This window comes from Butyricicoccus sp. AF18-9LB (assembly GCF_027684505.1).
Taxonomy (GTDB): Bacteria; Bacillota; Clostridia; order Oscillospirales; family Butyricicoccaceae; genus Agathobaculum; species Agathobaculum butyriciproducens.
In genome coordinates this window covers 239,488-257,078 of record NZ_JAQCWA010000002.1, presented here as the reverse complement: position 1 = coordinate 257,078, position 17,591 = coordinate 239,488, and the positions used below count along the sequence as shown (strand labels likewise).

Here is a 17,591-nt window from a genome sequence, read left to right as displayed (position 1 = left end):
TCCACCATCAAGCACTTACGAAAGTAAGTGCTTTTTCTTTTAATCTTTATTTTAATCTTTAGCAGAGACCATTCCCGACACCGGTTTTGCTTGGCACACGAGGCGCGTATGCGCTACGCCCTGTCCGAGCGGTAGCTTTTTCAGCACCGGCTGAGCGGAGTACTCGAACTGCGTAAGCGTGTTCGTCCCTAACGGACGGGATGTTTTTCGCTGAGATTCAGCGGGGATTTGCCTACCCGGCAGGGGCACAAGAGGGTAGACACCTACGGTTTCCACCCTCTGATTTTCATCCCTTTCCCTTGGATAGTCTGACGCAGACCAGAGACCGGCGACCGCTCCGAAATGGGGAACGGCAGCCGGGTTACTCTACCGTATCTTTCGTAAAATATTCGCAGTTCACAGACAGCGTACTGCTACACATACGGTTAAGGCGATACCGCAAGCGCGACACGAGGTGAATCGCCGAAGAGCAAGAGAGAGGCCCTGGGTGATAACAGTGCTGCACAACTCGTCAGTCTGGTGGCGATGGACAACACCTGCGAATCTAACAATTAGTACAATCTGCCCCACAGGGTGCGCCGAGGTCGGTACATCATCCGGAATATCAACGGTCGGCTTGCTGCTGCCGCCGCCACCGCCGGACGATCTGCGGGTCCATACGCCGATCAGCTTGACATCCTGCTGAATGTCCTTGATCTCGGTTACAACATCACCACTACCGTTGATCCGCCAGCCGCTGAACGTGTAGCGGCTCTGCGAGGTGGTCTGTACCGGTGCGACGGTGTAGCTGCCGCCCTTCTTCACCTTGGCTGCCGCCGGAACTGCGCCTGCATCAGACGGAATGTCGCCGGTTACTTCGTAGGTTACGCTGCAGAGCTGACCGTGTGCAGCCTTGAGAGCCAGCGTTTCGGAAACAGCCTCTTCGCTAACCGTATATTCGTCAGCGTAGTAGGCATCGCCTTCACCATCACCGTTCCAGCGCTTGTATGCATTGTCCGTCAGCTTTTCCTTGCCGTCGTGATACCAGCCTACGATCGGGTCGTTGCAGTCGTCCAGTACCCAGTCCTTGCCGACAGGTGCAAAAGTGATGCGGCCATCGCAAGTGTAAGTTTTATACTTATAGGTACCGTTGTAAATATCATCGCCAGCAATCAGTGCATGGTTGTTATACAGCTGTGCACCAGCAGAAACAGTAATTTCACCGTAATTGCGGATACCGCCGCCATACTGAGTTTTGCTACCGTTGTTCTTGATAACCGTGTCGGCACCGATTTCGATCATACCGCAGTTTCTGATTGCGGAAACTGCACAAATCTTCAATTTTCAAACAAAAAGGACGTGCCTTTTGGCACGTCCTTCCGTTTACGCTTTATCCAGCAGCTTGATGATCTCTGCGATCTTCTGCTCACGCTCGTTCTGATCTCCGGTCTCAAACGCATCCTGCACACAGCCGGAAAGATGTCCGCGAAGAACCTCTCTCTGCGCCTTATGCACCAGCGATTCCACCGCCTGCAGCTGCATCATAATATCCATGCAGTAGCGGTTGTCCTCAATCATTTTGAGCACGCCGTCGATCTGCCCGCGCGCGGTTTTGAGCAGCGGCTCGACCTTTTTACGATCTGCCATCATTTGATGTCAACCACCTCATAGCCCGCCTCGGTGACGGCTGCGGTCAGAACGGCATCCTCCGGCAGCGTTTTGCCCGAAACGACTGCCTTGCCTGCATCCAGATCGACCGCAACATCACAGCCGGCTGCTGCACCCTCGAGTGCCTTTTTGACATGTGCCACGCAGTGCTGACACATCATGCCATCAACCTTGATTGTCTTTTCCATAACATTTTCCTCCTTTTTATGTGCCGTAAGCGGCTTTTCGCCGCTTATGGGCAAAACAGCAGGCGTCCCCGCCGTTTTTCTCGGTGTTGCGCTGAAAAAGCGCAGGCGCAGCGCGTTGGATACCACGCAGACGGACGAAAGGCTCATTGCCGCCGCGCCGATCATCGGACTGAGCTTGATGCCAAACGGTACCCACAGCAGACCCGCCGCAATCGGAATGCCGATGCAGTTGTAGAAGAACGCCCAGAACAGGTTCTGGCGAATGTTGCGCATAGTCCGGCGCGACAGCCGGATGGCGTCCACCGCGTCCATCAGGTCGCTCTTCATCAGCACAACGTCCGCAGACGAGATAGCCACGTCCGTGCCTGCACCAATCGCAATGCCGACATCGGCACGCGCAAGCGCCGGTGCATCGTTGATGCCGTCACCGATCATGGCAACCTTGCGATCCTTGCCCTGCTTTTCGCGCACGATGCGCTCCTTGTCCTGCGGGAGCACCTCAGCGATCACATCGGTCACGCCCAACTCGGACGCGATGGACTGCGCGGTTTTCTGGTTGTCGCCGGTGAGCAGCGTTACGTCAATGTGCATACTGCGCAGTGCTTCGACTGCCGCCTTACTGGTCGGCTTGAGCACATCAGCGACCGCAAAAATACCGACAATCTGGCGGTTTGCCGCAAAGAACAGCGGCGTTTTGCCTGCCGCGGCGAACTCATCGCCCAGCTTCTGCATCGAGCCGGACAGCGCCAGTCCGTTAGCCAGCAGCATGCGGCGGTTGCCCGCAAAGCACGGTACACCATCCACAAACGCGCGAATGCCCTGCCCCTCGAGCATCTCAAAGTCAGTGACCGAACGCTTCTGCGCGTTCTTCTCGCGTGCATAGCGCACAATGGCGTCCGCCAGCGGATGGTCGCTGCGGCTCTCGAGTGACAGCGCCAGTGAGAGCAGGTCAGCCGACTCCACGCCGAAGGATTTTACGTCGGTTACGACCGGACGTCCTTCGGTTACGGTGCCGGTCTTGTCCATGATAACCGCGTGGACATTGTGCAGATTCTCAAGCGCCTCCGCCGACTGGAACAGCACGCCGTTCTTTGCGCCGACACCTGTGCCGACCATGATAGCGACCGGCGTTGCCAGTCCCAGTGCGCACGGGCACGAGATGACCAGAACCGAAATCGCGCGTGTGAGCGCAAAGCTCGGCGTTTCACCGACCAGCAGCCAGATGATTGCTGTCACGAGCGCAATGCCCATAACGACCGGAACGAATACCCCTGCCACCTTATCCGCCAGCTTGGCGATTGGCGCCTTGGACGCGCCTGCCTCCTCTACCAGACGGATGATCTGGCTCAGAGTCGTATCGTCACCGACACGCAATGCCTTCATGACAACATAGCCGCTCTTGGACACGGTTGCACCGATTACGGTGTCGCCGACATGCTTTTCGACCGGCATGCTCTCGCCGGTGATGGCGCTTTCGTCCAGATAGGCGCTGCCCTCGGTGATCTCGCCGTCAACCGGCACGGACTGACCGCCGCGCACGATAACGAGGTCACCAACCTGTACCTGCTCAATCGGCAGCTGCATGGTCTGACCGCCACGGATGACCTCGGCGGTCTGCGGACGCAGGTCCATCAGTGCCGCAATGGCTTCGCCGGTCTTGCGCTTGGCACGCGCTTCAAAGAACTTGCCGAGCGTTACCAGCGTCAAAATCATGCCTGCGGATTCAAAATACAGGTCGTGCATAAAGCTGTGGGCTGCCTCAGGCGTGGGCGCGAGCGCGATTTGAATCAGCGCGTAAATGCCGTACACAAGCGCCGCACCCGAGCCAACGGCGATGAGCGCGTCCATAGTTGGGGCACGATGCAACAGCGTTTTGAAGCCATTGATATAATATTTGCGGTTGATAATGACGATCGGCAGCGTGAGGAGCAGCTCCGTGAGCGCCAGATGGAACATGCCGTCCATGCCTGTCGCATAGGACGGCAGCGGCAGCCCGACCATCTCGCCCATCGAGAAGTACATCAGGACAAGCATGAAAATCGCCGAAACGATAATACGGGTCTTCATTTCCTTCAGCGCCTCGTCCGCCTGCGGGCTTTGCGCCGGAGCCGATGTCTGCCTGCCATCGTCCACCGCAGCCGTGTAGCCGCCAGACTCGACCGCCTTTATAATCGTCTGTGCGTCGCACGCGTTTTCATCGTACTCGACCGCCATGCTGCCAGCGAGAAGATTTACCTGCACACCGCTGACACCCGGCACCGCCGAAACGCTTTTCTCCACATGGGCGGAGCAGGCCGCGCAGCTCATGCCGCCCACCCGAAACCGTTGTTTCATATCGCATCTCCTATCTGTACCCCTCCCCCGAGGGATGGGGTCTATTTACAGACAAAGTATACACCCAGGGAACAGTATTGTCAAGAACGAAGTTAGTCTTGACGAACGCCCATAAAATATGGTATGATATCTATAATTAATGGTAGTTGAAGTAGTCCATAGGACGAAGTAGACGAAAGTTTACTTCGTCCTATTTTTTTGCGTTCAGCTACATTTCTATTCGTTATCAAAAAATATTTCACATACACAAAAAGGAGAAAACAAAATGCCAAAAAACAAATTTCAGGACGTTATTTACACCATTATCATGGCTTCTGTCATGGTATACGGCATGGTAGCGTACAACATCGTGCTGAACACCGGTTCCATGCAGAACTGGGTATTTCTCGCGGTATTCCACGAGTGGCCGATCATGACTGTTATCGCAATTCTGCTCGAGCTGGTGTTTGTCGGCAAGCTGGCGATGAAGGTTGCATTCCGTCTTGTCAACCCGCGCGAAGCCAGCCAGACCAGCATTATGCTTGCCATCTCGGCTGCATCCGTATGGCTGATGTGCCCGTGCATGAGCTTCTTTGCCACCCTGCTGTTCAAGGACAGCCATAACGCACAGTTCTTTGCAATCTGGGTACAGACCACCGTTATGAACTTCCCGATGGCGCTGCTGTGGCAGTTCTTTGCAGCCGGTCCGCTGGTGCGCCGCATTTTCGGTCTGCTGTTCCGGGAGAACGCAGACAAGTCCTCTGCAACGGAGATGGAGTCGGTTCAGGGTTAATCTGCTTACTTACGCATAAGGAATGGGTGCTAACCCTTAGCTGGGGTTCCAAAAGGATAGACACCAAGGTTTGCCCGTAGGCCACTAAACCTTGTTCCCACGCCGTGCGTGGATTAGATGAGTACTATCCTCTTGGGACTCCAGTTTCCTTTTATTTGATAGTCTGGCGCAGACCAGAGACCGGCGACCGCTTCGAAAAGAGAAACGGCAAAGGATTTTTTCTTCCGTAGGGGCGCACAGTGTGCGCCCATTTCTCTACCTCTACGCAGTTCTCGCCTACCCTGCTGCTACATATACGGTTTACTCTCCGCAGGCGCGACGCAACAGTGTCGCTGTGATAGACGGCACCTGCGAATATTTTCTTGTGCCTGCGTTTCACCTTACCTCTCTTCACTCTAATCCTCAGCTCTGTACCAATGAAAAAGGAGAACCCACCCGGGTTCTCCTTTTTCATTACGCCATATCCTTGAGCAGACCATGCTTCTCATAGGTAGTGGTGCGGACGATCTTATTTTCCTCATCCACGAACACGACCTGCGGAGCATAGCCGTTCCTGACCTCCTCCGGCGTCAGCTGCGCGTACGCCATCAGAATAACCTTATCGCCCACGCTGACACAGCGCGCCGCCGCGCCGTTCAGGCAGATCATGCCGCTGCCGCGCTCACCGGCGATCGTATAGGTCTCAAAGCGGTTTCCGTTCTCAATATCCACGATGGCAACCTTCTCATATTCGTAAATACCGGCCGCATCCAGCAGATCGGCATCAACGGTAATCGAGCCGACGTAGTTCAGCTCAGCCTGCTTGACCGTTGCACGGTGAATTTTACCCTTGAGCATCTGTACTGTCATGGCTTATCCCTCCACCGAAAAGTTGTCGATCAGGCGTGTTTTGCCGATATAGACCGCCATAGCGACCAGTTCACCGCCGTTGATCTCATGCACCGGCAGCATGGTCAGGCCGTCCACTGCGGAAACGTAATCAATACGCGCGAGCGGCTCCTGCTCGATAAGCGCACGCATGGCATCCACGACCTTATCCGCGTTTTTCTCGCCGTTCTGTACCAACTCCTGACCGAGCTTTACAGCGCGCGACAGCACGAGCGCCGCCTTGCGCTCCTCTGCGCTCAGATAGGTATTGCGCGAGGACTTCGCCAGACCGTCCGCCTCACGGATGATCGGGCAGCCGACAATCTCAATGCCCATGGACAGGTCGAGCACCATGCGGCGGATGATCGCCAGCTGCTGTGCGTCCTTCTGACCGAAGAACGCCTTATCCGGCGTTACGATGTTGAACAGCTTGGAAACGACCGTGCACACGCCGCGGAAATGAATCGGACGGGTCTTGCCGCACAGCTGACGCGGCATTTCGGACTGCACCTCAACAAAGGTGGCAAAGCCGTCCGGATACATCTCGGACACCTCGGGATGGAACACCATGTCACAGCCGCACTCGGTCAGCAGCGCACAGTCGTGCTCGAAATCACGCGGATAGGTCTCCAGATCCTCACCCGGACCGAACTGGGTCGGATTGAGGAACACGGACGCTACCGTGCGGTCGCACTGCTGCACGGACGTTTTGACCAGACTGGCGTGTCCTTCATGCAGATAGCCCATGGTCGGCACCAGACCGACGGTCAGACCCTGCTGTTTCCACTCGCGCACCTGTGCGCGTACTTCTGCGATGGTTGTTGCGATTTTCATTGTATATGCTCCTGTTTCTCTCAAAATTCAGCGTCGAGTTTGGCGAGATATTCATCGCTGCAGTCGGACTTGACAAAGCTCTGCTTTTCGGTCGGGAACGTGCCGTTCTGAACCTCGTTCATGTAAGCGCGGAACGCGTCCACCATGCGCTCACCGATATTGTCGAACTGCTTGGCGAACTTGGGCGTAAAGTCCATATTCATGCCGAGCATATCCTGATAAACCAATACCTGTCCGTCACAGCCTGCGCCCGCACCGATACCGATGGTCGGAATGGTCAGCTTTTTCGAGATGAGCGCCGCCAGCTTGGGCGGTACGCACTCGAGCACGACCGAAAATGCACCGGCCTCCTGTACGGTAAAGGCATCCTCGAGCAGCCGCTTTGCCGCATCCTCGCCCTTGCCCTGTACCTTAAAGCCGCCGAACACGTTGACGCTCTGCGGCGTCATGCCGATATGTGCCTGCACCGGAATGCCAGAATCCGTAATGGCGCGAATCTGCTCGGCAACGGCTGCGCCGCCCTCCAGCTTGACCGCGTGTCCGCGCGCTTCCTTCATCAGCCGGCCTGCGTTGCGCACGGCTTCGGAAACCGACGCCTGATAGCTCATAAACGGCATATCCATGATGACCATGGTGTTCTCGCACGCGCGCACGACGCATGCACTGTGGTGGATCATGTCCTCCATCGTAACCGGCAGGGTCGTGTCATAACCCATCATGGTCATGCCGAGCGAATCACCCACCAGAATGGCGTTGATGCCCGCTTTTTCCACCAGCTTGGCGGTCGTGTAATCGTAGCTGGTAATCTCGGTGAGGCGCTCGCCGTTTTGCTTCATCGAGAGAAATGTACTCACTGTGTTCTTCATTCGTTCTGCTCCTTTTCCCCGTTCAGCAGGGCGGCAAGCGTGCCGTAATCCTGCTCAGGATGTTTTTCCTGTGCCATTTTGACCTGTTCGAGTCCCAGCAGCGCGTAAAGCTGCCGGTCGTCTCGTTCCGTCAGGCACGACAGATGCTTTTGCACGGTCTGCGTGTCGCCGCGCTCAATGGGTCCGGTCAGCGCTGAGACGGCACCGTGCTCGATTACATGCGCCAGATTGCTCCGCATGAGCGGCGCAAGCGCGTGCAGTGCGTCCGTTTCGGAGAATCCGCAGCCGCTCAGCAGCTCTGCGCTGCGCTGCACAAGTGCGCAGACAAAGTTGCTTGCCAGTGCACAGCTGAGGTGGTACTGCGCCTTGCTCTCCGGCGAAATGGTCTGCACCTGCAGCCCTAGCCCGCGCAGCAGCGGTACAAAGACCTCGACCGCCTGCGCGTCACCCTCGACGCAAAAAAAAGCACCTGCCAGCTCCCGCCAGCAGTTATACTTGCTGCTGATCGGAAATAGCAGATGAATGGATATTGCATAGGCTCCCTGCGCGTGAATACCCGGAAAGGCTTCCTCGGCTGTGCAGGCGCCGCTGCAATGACATATATACTTGTCCTGAATTTCAAATTCTGCGACCTGCCGATACACCTCGGTGATCGCATTATCCGGAACGGTGATGAAAATCGCGTCACTATCTTCGATGAGTTTGCCCAGGTCGGTATAGTGTCCGGAATTTGTAAATTCTGCGGCTTCTCTTGCGCTGTCGGAATTGCGGCTGTAATAGCCGGATATCCGCACGCCCTTTTCGGCAAGCAGTCTGCCGAAGGAAAAGCCGACTTTTCCTGCTCCAACAATGCCAATGTTCATGCTGTCACCCGCTTTCTGTGGTGTGACGCAACGTAAAATCACTGTCGGAAAAATTTGAAAAACATGTTGTGACAAGGTATAGCTTCCGCTCTGCGGAATGCCATCCATCAATGGGTATTATACCCGCTTGAGATAAGAATGTAAAGGAAAAGTTTTCGGCTTTGGGGAGTCAATCAACAGTAAACGTACGTTCATTTATGCAGATTTTGTTCTGTAATTCTGCTTATAATCGTTAAAACCGCTCTGTATCAAAAGATACAGAGCGGTTTCCGATTATGCGTAATATGCGATCCTGAGCAGCTCCTCCGGTGTAGTAACACCCTGTTTTACCAGTTCCAGACCCTTTTCCTTCAGGCTGCGCATGCCCTGCTGTTCCCGCGCGTAGGCCTCGATCTCCTCGATTTCGGCGCCGCGGCTGATCATGCGGCGGATATTGCGGTCGATCGTGACGATCTCATGCACGGCAATACGGCCACGGTAGCCGGTGCCGTTGCAGTGCGCACAGCCTGTGCCGCGCTTGATGGTCGTGATATCCTTGCCGAGCAGCGCCTGCTCCTGCGGCGTAACTGCGACCTCTCTGCCGCAGTGCGGACACACCTTGCGCATCAGTCGCTGCGCGACCAGACCGACCAGCGAGTTTGCGATCAGATAGTGGTCGATGCCCATATCGGCCAGACGGACGATACTCGAGACCGCATCGTTGGTATGCAGCGTACTCAGCACCAGGTGACCGGTGATGGCGGCACGAACCGAAATACCGGCGGTTTCGCCGTCACGGGTCTCACCGACCATGATGATATCCGGGTCCTGACGCAGCAGTGCGCGCAGACCGGACTCAAACGTCAGTCCGGCAACCGGATTGACCTGCGTCTGGTTGATGCTCGGCACGTTCTTCTCCACCGGATCCTCAACCGTGGAGATATTCACCTGCCGGTGCGACAGGTACTCGAGCACCATGTACAGTGTGGTGGACTTACCCGAGCCGGTAGGACCGGTGATATAAATAATGCCGTTCGGTGAGTTGAGCATAGGCAGGAACCTTGCATAGCTTTCGTCATCCATGCCGAAGTGGCCGGCGTAATCGACCTGACCGGCCGTTGCCAGAATTCGCAGCACCGCCTTTTCTCCGAACACGGTCGGCAGCAGCGATACACGGATGTTGACGTACTCGCTCTGTCCCACACGGATACGGAAATGACCGTCCTGCGGCAGACGGCGCTCGGCAATATCAAGGTTCGCCATGATCTTGATTCGCGCGATCAGCGGCTGATGCACACTGCGCTGCAGCGTTACATAATCGACGATCGTGCCGTCGATACGCATGCGCACGCGCGTGCTGCCCTCAAACGGCTCGATATGCACGTCGCTCGCGCCGGTGCTGATTGCACGGTCGAGCAGGCTGTTGAGCAGCTTGACGATCGGCGCTTCCGGATCGCCGCTTTCGCTCTCTTCGACCTGCAGCATCTCAACATTACGCTCTGCAAAGTCCTCGTTGGCGGTCTGTGCCGCCTGCTGCGCGCCGACCTCGGCGTAATAGTAGCGGATTGCGCTCTGCAGCGGACCCATTTCACTCAGGCGAATGACCACCTGACAGCCGGTCAGCTGGCGCACTTCCTCAAAGGCAAAGTAGTTCAGCGGATCGTTCGTCACGACCTCGAGGCTCTTGTCCGCAAAGCCGACCGCAAGCAGGTTCTGCTTTTCCGCCAGCTCGCGCGGAATCATGCGGACAGCGGTCAGATCGACCTGCATCTGTCCGATGCTCACAATTTCCAGTCCCAGACGGGCAGCCAGCGCCTCGATCACCTGCGTCTCGGTGACAAAGCCCAGCTCGATCAGGATCTGACCGACTCGCTTTTCACGGTGCTCCTTCTGGTAGGCGAGCGCCTGCTCCATCTGCTCCTGCGTGATGTAATTGCGCTCCATCAGCACTTCGCCGATACGCAAATTGGTTTTCATGCGTCCGCCTCCTTGTCGCTGACACACATATAGATCTCCAGCGTGCCGGTGATCAGATTGGTGCTGACCGCCTGCGTGTTGTTCTCCACATAATCATAGTCTGCAATACTGAAATTGGTCACGCGCAGACCCTTGTACCTGTGCTCTACCTCATCGAGGAAGTTCAGCCACTGGGTTACGGCGCCCTGCGCCGAGATAGTCGCAGTGCCGATATAAACGCAGTTGACCGGCTGCACCGGCGCTGCCGATGTATCATCGGTCGAATCGGCGGATTCCGCATCGGATGAGGTGTCCGCACTGCTGTCCGTCTGTGCAGCTTCCTGCTCGGCGAGATATGCGCTGACCGCACCCGGAGCGGCCTCCGTCAGCGTCAGCGACTGCGGAAACAGTCCGTTCTCGAGCGCGATACCCGTGATGATATCGTCCATCTGACGGGTTTCCAGATCGCCCTTGTAGTATTTTTCGCTTGCCGTGTTCAGCGCGGCTTTATTCTGCGCGATAATATCGTCAATCGTCGCAAGTGCGGCAATCTGCGTCTGATATTCCTGCTGCTTCTGTTCGGCGGCGTCATACTCGTTCTGCAGCGTTTCGTGATTTTTCATCACAGGACGGATGAGATACATGCCGAAAATGACGATTATCGCCAGACAGGCCACCAGCCGGAGCAGCTTTTTATCACGTTCGGTTACAACGATGTTCATTCGGCTGCCTCCTCTCCCAGCAGGATACAGTTCAGGCTGAGGACGTACACGCCGTCCTCATAGGTATAGCCGGTGTAGTCCACCTTGCGGAACAGGCCGGTTTTCTGCAGCTTGAGCACATAGCTCGGAATGTCGATAACGCTGCCGCTCTGTGCATCGAACTGCAGCGCGCCGGTAGCCGCATCATAGCCGGTCAGCACCATGCTGACCTGAGCACCGCCTGCCGCACCGATCTTTCTCATCAGGGCGCTGTCCACCTGCGGATAGGTGGCAAGCGCGTCCGTCAGATTGCGCACCTGCTGCAGTCCCTGCACCAGATTGTCATTGCGCTGCTGCTTTTCGGCAGCCTCGTTGTACTGCTCGATCACGGTCGGATCGTTCAGCCAGTCGTTGATATCGTCGGTTCTGTGGCTCAGGCTTCTGTTCATCTGCAGGAACACACACCAAACCGCAGCGCACAACACCAGACACACCGCAATCGGTGTGTAGAAGCTGTGCAGCAGGCCGGTCTGCCCTTTGCTGCCGCGGGACAAACGCCGATAGCTGCGGAGCAGATCCAGCTCCTTGTTTGCACGAAGTACGGTTCGAATCAAAGTTTCGGCACAGCCGAGCCAGTCGTCCAGCCGCTCGCCGTTCGGCAGGGCGCGGAACACACGGCATTCGGGCAGACGGCTCACTTCCAGACCCAGACCGCGGATACCCGCCAGACACACCTCGAAATCATCATCCGAGCAACCGGCGTAATACACATCGGTCAGCGTGCCGCCCGAGCGGCTTGCAGTGTGGAACTGCATCGTACCGGAAACATCCCGCGTCATCTCAGTGCCAAAATCCACCGTGCCCGGCTCACTGAAAATACGGCTGCGGCTGGAATAACGGTACTCGCCGTTCTCGACCAGCAGCGAAAGCACGCTGCTGCCCTCAAAGCACAGCCAAATACAGGTCTTGCCCTGCATGGGCTGCATGGCATGCAGGAGCTTGAGCCGTCCTGCCATGGTAACGGTAACGTTTTCCAGGCGCAGACCGAGCCGATCGGTCATTGCAAGGTATTCCTCCATCGTTTCCTTGCGGCAGGCAGCGCAGAACAGCTGCTGACGGCCTTCAGCATCTGTGCCGAGCGGCACATAGTCCGCCGCCACAAGCTGATCCTCCCGCGGACGCATTTCGTGCCGCACAAGCTCCTCCAGCTTGTTTTCCGGCATGCTCGGCGCGGTGATCGTCTTGGTAGCAACCGCCTCATCCGGCAGGACGAGCGTGATGCCGCGGGTCGGCAGCCTGTGCTGCTGCCAGAGTGCGCCTATCGCCTTCTCCCAGTTTTCCATGCCGCCGCCGTGTGCGGGGGCACTGTAAAGCGCCTGCACGGAAGGCTGCGCGCCGGACTTGCCGACCGCGACAAGCACCTGCTCCTCCTGCAGCGCCAAAACGGTTGTGTTCATTCTCATTTCTCCCCTTTTGTGAGGTTTACACGTTTCCGAGGTTATACGTTCCCCGAACTCTCTATCGCGCTGTACGAACCGATGATCGGCGACATGACCGCGATAATGATAAAGCCGACCACAAACGCCATCAGCACGATCAGCATCGGCTCCAGAATGGTCATCATACGCTTGCTCGCCTGCTGTGCATCGTACTCCATCGAATCCGCGATGGAATCCAGCATGGAGTCCAGTCGTCCGGTCTCCTCGCCAACTGCAATGCTGCTGCACAGCTTGCGCTGAAAGCCGTCTACGTTCTCGAGGGCGGCGGACAGGCTGACGCCCGAACGCACCTGCACGAGCACATCCTCGAACTGCGAAACGATGTAGGCGTTGCCGATGGTATCACGGGCGGTCTGCAGCGCAGTGACGATCGGCAGACCGCTCGAGTACAGGCTGCTGATGGTTCGCGCGAACCGCGCCGTGCAGATAACCTGATTGAGCGGACCGAAAACCGGCATTTTGAGCTTGCGCCGATCCATTTCCAGCCGGACGGCCGGAATGCGCAGCAGCGTGCGGATAACCATGACCACTGCCGCGACACCCAGTATCATCAGATACCATTTGGTAACCATAAAATTGGAAAACGCCATCAGCGCCAGCGTAACGCCCGGCAGCGAATCCATTGTGGAGAACAGATCGCTGAACTGCGGCAGCACGAAGGTTACGATAACGATAACGACCGCGACCGCCAGAATCGCGAGGATCATCGGGTACATGAGCGCCGACTTGACCTGCTGGTTCATCTGGTGCGCCTTCTCGTAGTGGATGGCGAGCCGCTCCGCGACCTGATCCAGCTTGCCGCTGCCCTCGCCTGCGCGGATCATGCCGAGCATGAGCGTCGGGAACACCTGCTGTGCCTCGAGTGCGGCAGAAAGGCTCGAGCCTTTCCGGACTTCACCCAGCACACTCTCGTAAATGCGGCGCAGACCCGCGCTGATGCCCTCATCCTGCGAAATGATCGTCAGCGCGCGCACCAGACTGACGCCCGAAGCCAGCAGCGTGGACAGCTGACGGCACAGGTCGCTCAGCTCCTGCGGACGCAGTGTGCGCGGCTTGCGGCCCGCACCGCGGCGGGTCGCACTCTGCAGATACAGCCCCTGAGCGAGTAATTGGGTATACAACGTGTCATAGTCCGCAGCCTCCATTGCGCCGCGGACTACCTTTCCGTCTATGTCCTTTGCCGTGTAGCGGAACAGCGTGTGACTGCTGTTCGGTTTGACCGTGACGGTCAGCCTGCGGTTGTTGGATGCAGCCATGCTGACCCTCCTCTCCATTCATTACAATAATCCCATATACCAGTCCGCGATCGTTTCTCCGAAAAACATGGCGATCGCAATGCCGATGCACAAAAACGGACCGAATGCGAACTGGCTTTTCCGGTTTGCCTTCTTTTGGGCGAGCAGCAGCGCGCCGAAGCCGCCGCCGAGCAGAATGCCGATGAACGCGGCAACGACCGTCAGCTTTGCGCCGAGAAAAAAGCCCGCGCCGAACATCAGCTTGATATCACCGCCGCCGAAGCCGCCGGGCACAATGAGCGCCAGAAGCAGCATCGGCACACTGACGATCACGCAGCCGATCAGCCGCGATTTTATCCCCAGGCTGGGGATAAGTATGTGCGCAGCGATGCCGCAGACAAACAGCAGCGCCGGAAACCGGTCGTAGATTTCAAGCGTGTCCATGTCCATGAGCGCCACGACCGTCAGAATACCGAGCACGACGAACGCCAGCGCCGCCTGTACGGTCTCGCCGCCGAAGGCATATGCACAGGCACAGGAGCACAAGCCGCCGAGCACCTCGATCCAGAAATCCCTTGCGGGGATTTTTGCACCGCAGCCGCGGCATTTGCCGCCCTGCAGGAGAAAGCTCAGGCACGGGAGCAGCTCCGCCGCCGACAGCGTGCGCCCGCACGCCGGACAGTGACTGCGTCCCTTCACCACGCTCTCTCTGCGCGGCAGGCGCCATACCACCACACCGAGAAAGCTGAATACACACGCGCCCAATGCAAACCGTAACAGCCATAATACAGCATAGGCAATGTAAAGCATTGGTTTCCTCCTCGTTTGGGTTGGTTTGAAATGATTTTTTACAAATAGAATCTACCATGCAGAAAACCGCATGGCAGGTCACAGCCACTTAACTGTTAAGGGGCTGTGACCCGCCATACCGTCCGACGGCGAACGCGCACCGTGCGTTCACTGTGCTGCGGCGGCATGAATCAGGTCAACACCGACGGACACGTTCCAAGTGACCGGATCGGCGGTGTAGGTTACGGTGAAATCCCCTTCGGTGTAGATCATCTGCTGTACGGTATAGCCGTTTTCGTCGGTCTGCAGCACCCAGAAATCACCGGGCACCTTGCAGGCTGTCAGCACCTCGTTGTAAACCGCCTCCGAGACCCCGCCCTCATGGGCGGAGTCCGTGAAGGGACGGTTTTCGCCGTAGGCCTCGATCGAGGCGGTGTATAGCGCCATACGCACCGTTTTTGCATTGCCGAGCGCCACATGCGCGTCTGCCCGATAGAGCAGACCAAGCACGCTGCCCGCCGCCGCGATCACAGCCAGAAGGATCACACACACCACCGTCAGCCACCAGCTTACCGCGCCGTATTTGATCGGCGCAGTCGGTCCGTGGCGTTCGGTGCGGTTAATCATTTATTTCGGATCACTGTAAGAGCCACCATTAGGCTGACTCCAAGTGTAGTCGATTGTCTTGCCATTAGTATAAGTCAGCGCATTTACATGACCATCAGCATCCGTAGTAACGGACTTAACAGTACCAGACTTCAGTTCAGCAAGCTTTTCTACCTTATCCAGAGTAATCGTCTTGCCATCACCGAACGTAACAGCACCCTTAGTAGAAGCCTTACCATATTCCTCATCTGCCAAAGTCTGAGCAGCCATTACCGCCTGACGTGCCTCAGCAACAATCTTCTTGTTCTTCGCCTTATCAATATAACCAGTCAGCGCCGGAATCAGCAGTGCTGCCAGAATCGCCAGAATAACCAGAACCACGATCAGCTCTACCAGCGTAAAGCCGCCCTTCTTGCTGCGGCGCTTCTGCTGCAGCGCGATCATTTTTTCCATCATGATCTTATTCCTCCAATTTCATTTTTGTTTTTCTATTTCTGTAAACCACGGCGGTGCTCCGCAGAGTTACACATATTGTATTGCCGTTATGCCGGCTTTTTCGTTGCCGTTACCCCGGTTTTCACCGAAATATCGTACCGCAGGTCGATAATGAGCGAATCCGAATAGATTTTATCGGTCAAATCCTTATCGCGGTAAATTGTCACGGTGGCGGTAACGGTGTGCTTTGCTTCGTCGATTTTGAAATGCAGTCCGGCGCGCAGCCCCATATAAAAGCCCTCTGCGTAGGTTTTCGTCATGGCTCGGGCAATGGGATTGCCGTCCGCATCCTGACTGTAGCCGTCTTTATAATAGCGCTCGACAAGATAACCCTTTTCCACCCGAGGCTGCTCACCGGAGTCCTTATCGGCAATCACGATTTTGGTTGGTCCGCAGCCGTCTGCCGTCAGCAGTTCCGCCGCGTTATATCCCTGTTCGGTCTCATAGCCAAACTCGATCGCCGAGCCTTCGGACGAACCGGTTTTATTCGTTACGTCCGTGCCGTTATCGTAGCATTTGATGTAATCCGTGGCGGTCTCCACCTTGCTGCGCACGGTTTCGAGCAGGTCGTCCGCGATCAGCTCGGCGCTGTTCAGCTCCTGCGTGCGGCGCGATACCTCGGCCGCCGGTCGCAGCGACGCACTGAATACGCCGATGACCAGACACAGCAGTCCGGCGCCGACCACCAGCTCCACCAGTGTCATGCCTTCCCGGCCGCGCAGGATTGAGCGAATGCGTTTCATGCCGTCACTCTCCCTTCGCAAACCGGTAGAAGGGCACGGTTTTGCCGTCCTCGGTTTTGGCGTTTACGGTCTGCTTTTTTACCTTTACGCGGAAGGCGTCAATATCGGTATCTTCGCCGTTCGACGTCGTCACCTTAAAATCGTACTCGGCAGCTTCGCCGTCCGCGACTTCTGCATTCCCGCGCACGCTTTCCTGCAGTTCGGTCGCGTCCCTGCGGAGCTGCTCCGACTTGCGCTGCGCATTTGAGGCAAAGCCGACTGCGCCGTTCAGCGCGCCCAGCAGCAGCATGAACACCACCGTGGAAACCAGAATTTCCACCATGGATTCGCCCCGGCGGTCGCGCAGCACGCGAATCAGTCTATTCATCGGCTGCACCTCCGGTTGTCCGGGCTGCCGGCTTGTGAATGGGTTCGTATCGGCTGTACGTCGGATTGTTGATATCATAGGTATAGCTGATTTCCACATGCTCTTTGCGGGCATCCTCGCCCTCGCCAATGACCTTGGGTTTTACCGGGTCCTCGCCGTTGGCACTTCGGCAAAAACGGCCGTTTACCCAGTAGACCGTGAACTGTCCGCTGACGCCGTCTTCCCCTTTCCATGTGTAGATTGGCTGAAAACTGTCCTTTCGGCGGTATTCTGTGGTGTACATGTAGCTGTCCGCTCCCTTTTCCGCCTTGACGCCTACCCAAACCTGATGTCTGTTAAAGGTTGTCTGCTCTGCCTTTTCGGTGCCTTCGTCCCGAGCATCGTATGCAAAGGTATCGCCTGTGATCGGGTCCTGCGCATCGGTAACATCACGGAGCAAAATCGTAATCCTGCCGTAGTTATCCTCGGTCGAACCCGCATTATAGCAGGCAGTGGTTTCATCCGAACGGTCCGGATCGTAAATACCCAATCCCGTATCTTCCGCTAAAATGTTGTTCACTTCACGGTAGAAACAGCCTTCCGGCGCAAAATTGGTATCTAATTCCGGTTTTATTGTTTTGTATTCCTGCAGTTCGCTGTCCAACACCTGTGCAAAGGACTGCGCCAGCTGATAACAGCGTTCCCTGCCGATCTTGCGATTGGCCCGCGAGAGCAGCATGGATGAGGAATACACGATACTGAGCGAAAGCCCGATCAGGACGGCGACAGCACAAAGTGCTACGATCAGCGAAACACCGCTTCGCCTGCTGCGCCGCAGGGTGTTCCATCCCTGACGTATCCGCTTCATGTC

General features: G+C 56.7%; 18 protein-coding genes. 1 reads left to right on the top strand and 17 read right to left on the bottom strand.

Annotation, left to right across the window (positions count from 1 at the left end; translation table 11 throughout):
* Positions 1-396: 396 nt before the first annotated feature.
* The 3 genes from PGY33_RS03085 to PGY33_RS03075 form a co-directional block, all read right to left on the bottom strand.
* A complete protein-coding gene (locus PGY33_RS03085) occupies positions 397-1,281 on the bottom strand; it encodes a hypothetical protein (RefSeq protein ID WP_118478178.1) in 885 nt (294 codons plus the stop codon).
* Positions 1,282-1,362: 81 nt separating this feature from the next.
* Positions 1,363-1,629 carry a metal-sensing transcriptional repressor gene (locus tag PGY33_RS03080; protein ID WP_118478176.1) on the bottom strand — a complete coding sequence of 89 codons (267 nt, stop codon included), beginning with the start codon at positions 1,627-1,629 and terminating at the stop codon, positions 1,363-1,365.
* Positions 1,626-4,169, bottom strand: a complete 2,544-nt coding sequence (locus tag PGY33_RS03075; protein ID WP_118478174.1) for a heavy metal translocating P-type ATPase — start codon at positions 4,167-4,169, stop codon at positions 1,626-1,628. The genes PGY33_RS03080 and PGY33_RS03075 overlap by 4 nt, the downstream gene beginning before the upstream one ends.
* A gap of 265 nt (positions 4,170-4,434) precedes the next feature.
* Between PGY33_RS03075 and PGY33_RS03070 the strand changes: the two genes are divergently transcribed.
* Entirely contained in the window at positions 4,435-4,941 is a 507-nt protein-coding gene (locus tag PGY33_RS03070; RefSeq protein WP_118359871.1) for a DUF2798 domain-containing protein, read from the top strand.
* 453 nt (positions 4,942-5,394) lie between these two features.
* Here the strand turns inward: PGY33_RS03070 and panD are convergent, their stop codons facing one another.
* The 14 genes from panD to PGY33_RS03000 form a co-directional block, all read right to left on the bottom strand.
* The gene (panD, locus tag PGY33_RS03065) at positions 5,395-5,790 is read right to left on the bottom strand and encodes an aspartate 1-decarboxylase (RefSeq protein WP_110435293.1); all 396 of its coding nucleotides are present in this window, start codon (positions 5,788-5,790) and stop codon (positions 5,395-5,397) included.
* Positions 5,791-5,793: 3 nt separating this feature from the next.
* Positions 5,794-6,642 carry a pantoate--beta-alanine ligase gene (panC, locus tag PGY33_RS03060; protein WP_118284686.1) on the bottom strand — a complete coding sequence of 283 codons (849 nt, stop codon included), beginning with the start codon at positions 6,640-6,642 and terminating at the stop codon, positions 5,794-5,796.
* A gap of 20 nt (positions 6,643-6,662) precedes the next feature.
* A complete protein-coding gene (panB, locus tag PGY33_RS03055) occupies positions 6,663-7,508 on the bottom strand; it encodes a 3-methyl-2-oxobutanoate hydroxymethyltransferase (RefSeq protein WP_118284685.1) in 846 nt (281 codons plus the stop codon).
* Positions 7,505-8,371, bottom strand: coding sequence for a Rossmann-like and DUF2520 domain-containing protein (locus PGY33_RS03050; RefSeq protein ID WP_158575047.1), 867 nt, complete (start codon positions 8,369-8,371; stop codon positions 7,505-7,507). Before PGY33_RS03050 ends, panB begins: the two co-directional genes overlap by 4 nt.
* Before the next feature lie 273 nt (positions 8,372-8,644).
* On the bottom strand, positions 8,645-10,327 hold the full coding sequence (locus PGY33_RS03045) for a GspE/PulE family protein (RefSeq protein ID WP_270477289.1): 1,683 nt from the start codon (positions 10,325-10,327) through the stop codon (positions 8,645-8,647).
* Entirely contained in the window at positions 10,324-11,028 is a 705-nt protein-coding gene (locus tag PGY33_RS03040) for a hypothetical protein (RefSeq protein WP_270477287.1), read from the bottom strand. Before PGY33_RS03040 ends, PGY33_RS03045 begins: the two co-directional genes overlap by 4 nt.
* On the bottom strand, positions 11,025-12,464 hold the full coding sequence (pilM, locus tag PGY33_RS03035) for a type IV pilus biogenesis protein PilM (protein WP_270477286.1): 1,440 nt from the start codon (positions 12,462-12,464) through the stop codon (positions 11,025-11,027). The genes PGY33_RS03040 and pilM overlap by 4 nt, the downstream gene beginning before the upstream one ends.
* Before the next feature lie 41 nt (positions 12,465-12,505).
* Positions 12,506-13,762, bottom strand: coding sequence for a type II secretion system F family protein (locus PGY33_RS03030; protein WP_270477284.1), 1,257 nt, complete (start codon positions 13,760-13,762; stop codon positions 12,506-12,508).
* 21 nt (positions 13,763-13,783) lie between these two features.
* Positions 13,784-14,551, bottom strand: a complete 768-nt coding sequence (locus PGY33_RS03025; RefSeq protein ID WP_270477283.1) for a prepilin peptidase — start codon at positions 14,549-14,551, stop codon at positions 13,784-13,786.
* 147 nt (positions 14,552-14,698) lie between these two features.
* Positions 14,699-15,157, bottom strand: a complete 459-nt coding sequence (locus PGY33_RS03020) for a hypothetical protein (protein ID WP_270477281.1) — start codon at positions 15,155-15,157, stop codon at positions 14,699-14,701.
* Positions 15,158-15,592 (bottom strand): prepilin-type N-terminal cleavage/methylation domain-containing protein, encoded by a 435-nt coding sequence (locus tag PGY33_RS03015; RefSeq protein WP_270477279.1) that lies wholly within the window; start codon positions 15,590-15,592, stop codon positions 15,158-15,160.
* A gap of 86 nt (positions 15,593-15,678) precedes the next feature.
* Complete coding sequence (locus tag PGY33_RS03010) at positions 15,679-16,374, bottom strand: type IV pilus modification PilV family protein (RefSeq protein WP_270477277.1); 696 nt, start codon at positions 16,372-16,374, stop codon at positions 15,679-15,681.
* 4 nt (positions 16,375-16,378) lie between these two features.
* Positions 16,379-16,741 carry a type IV pilus modification PilV family protein gene (locus tag PGY33_RS03005; RefSeq protein WP_270477276.1) on the bottom strand — a complete coding sequence of 121 codons (363 nt, stop codon included), beginning with the start codon at positions 16,739-16,741 and terminating at the stop codon, positions 16,379-16,381.
* Positions 16,734-17,588, bottom strand: coding sequence for a hypothetical protein (locus tag PGY33_RS03000; protein WP_270477274.1), 855 nt, complete (start codon positions 17,586-17,588; stop codon positions 16,734-16,736). The genes PGY33_RS03005 and PGY33_RS03000 overlap by 8 nt, the downstream gene beginning before the upstream one ends.
* Between the last annotated feature and the right edge of the window lie 3 nt (positions 17,589-17,591).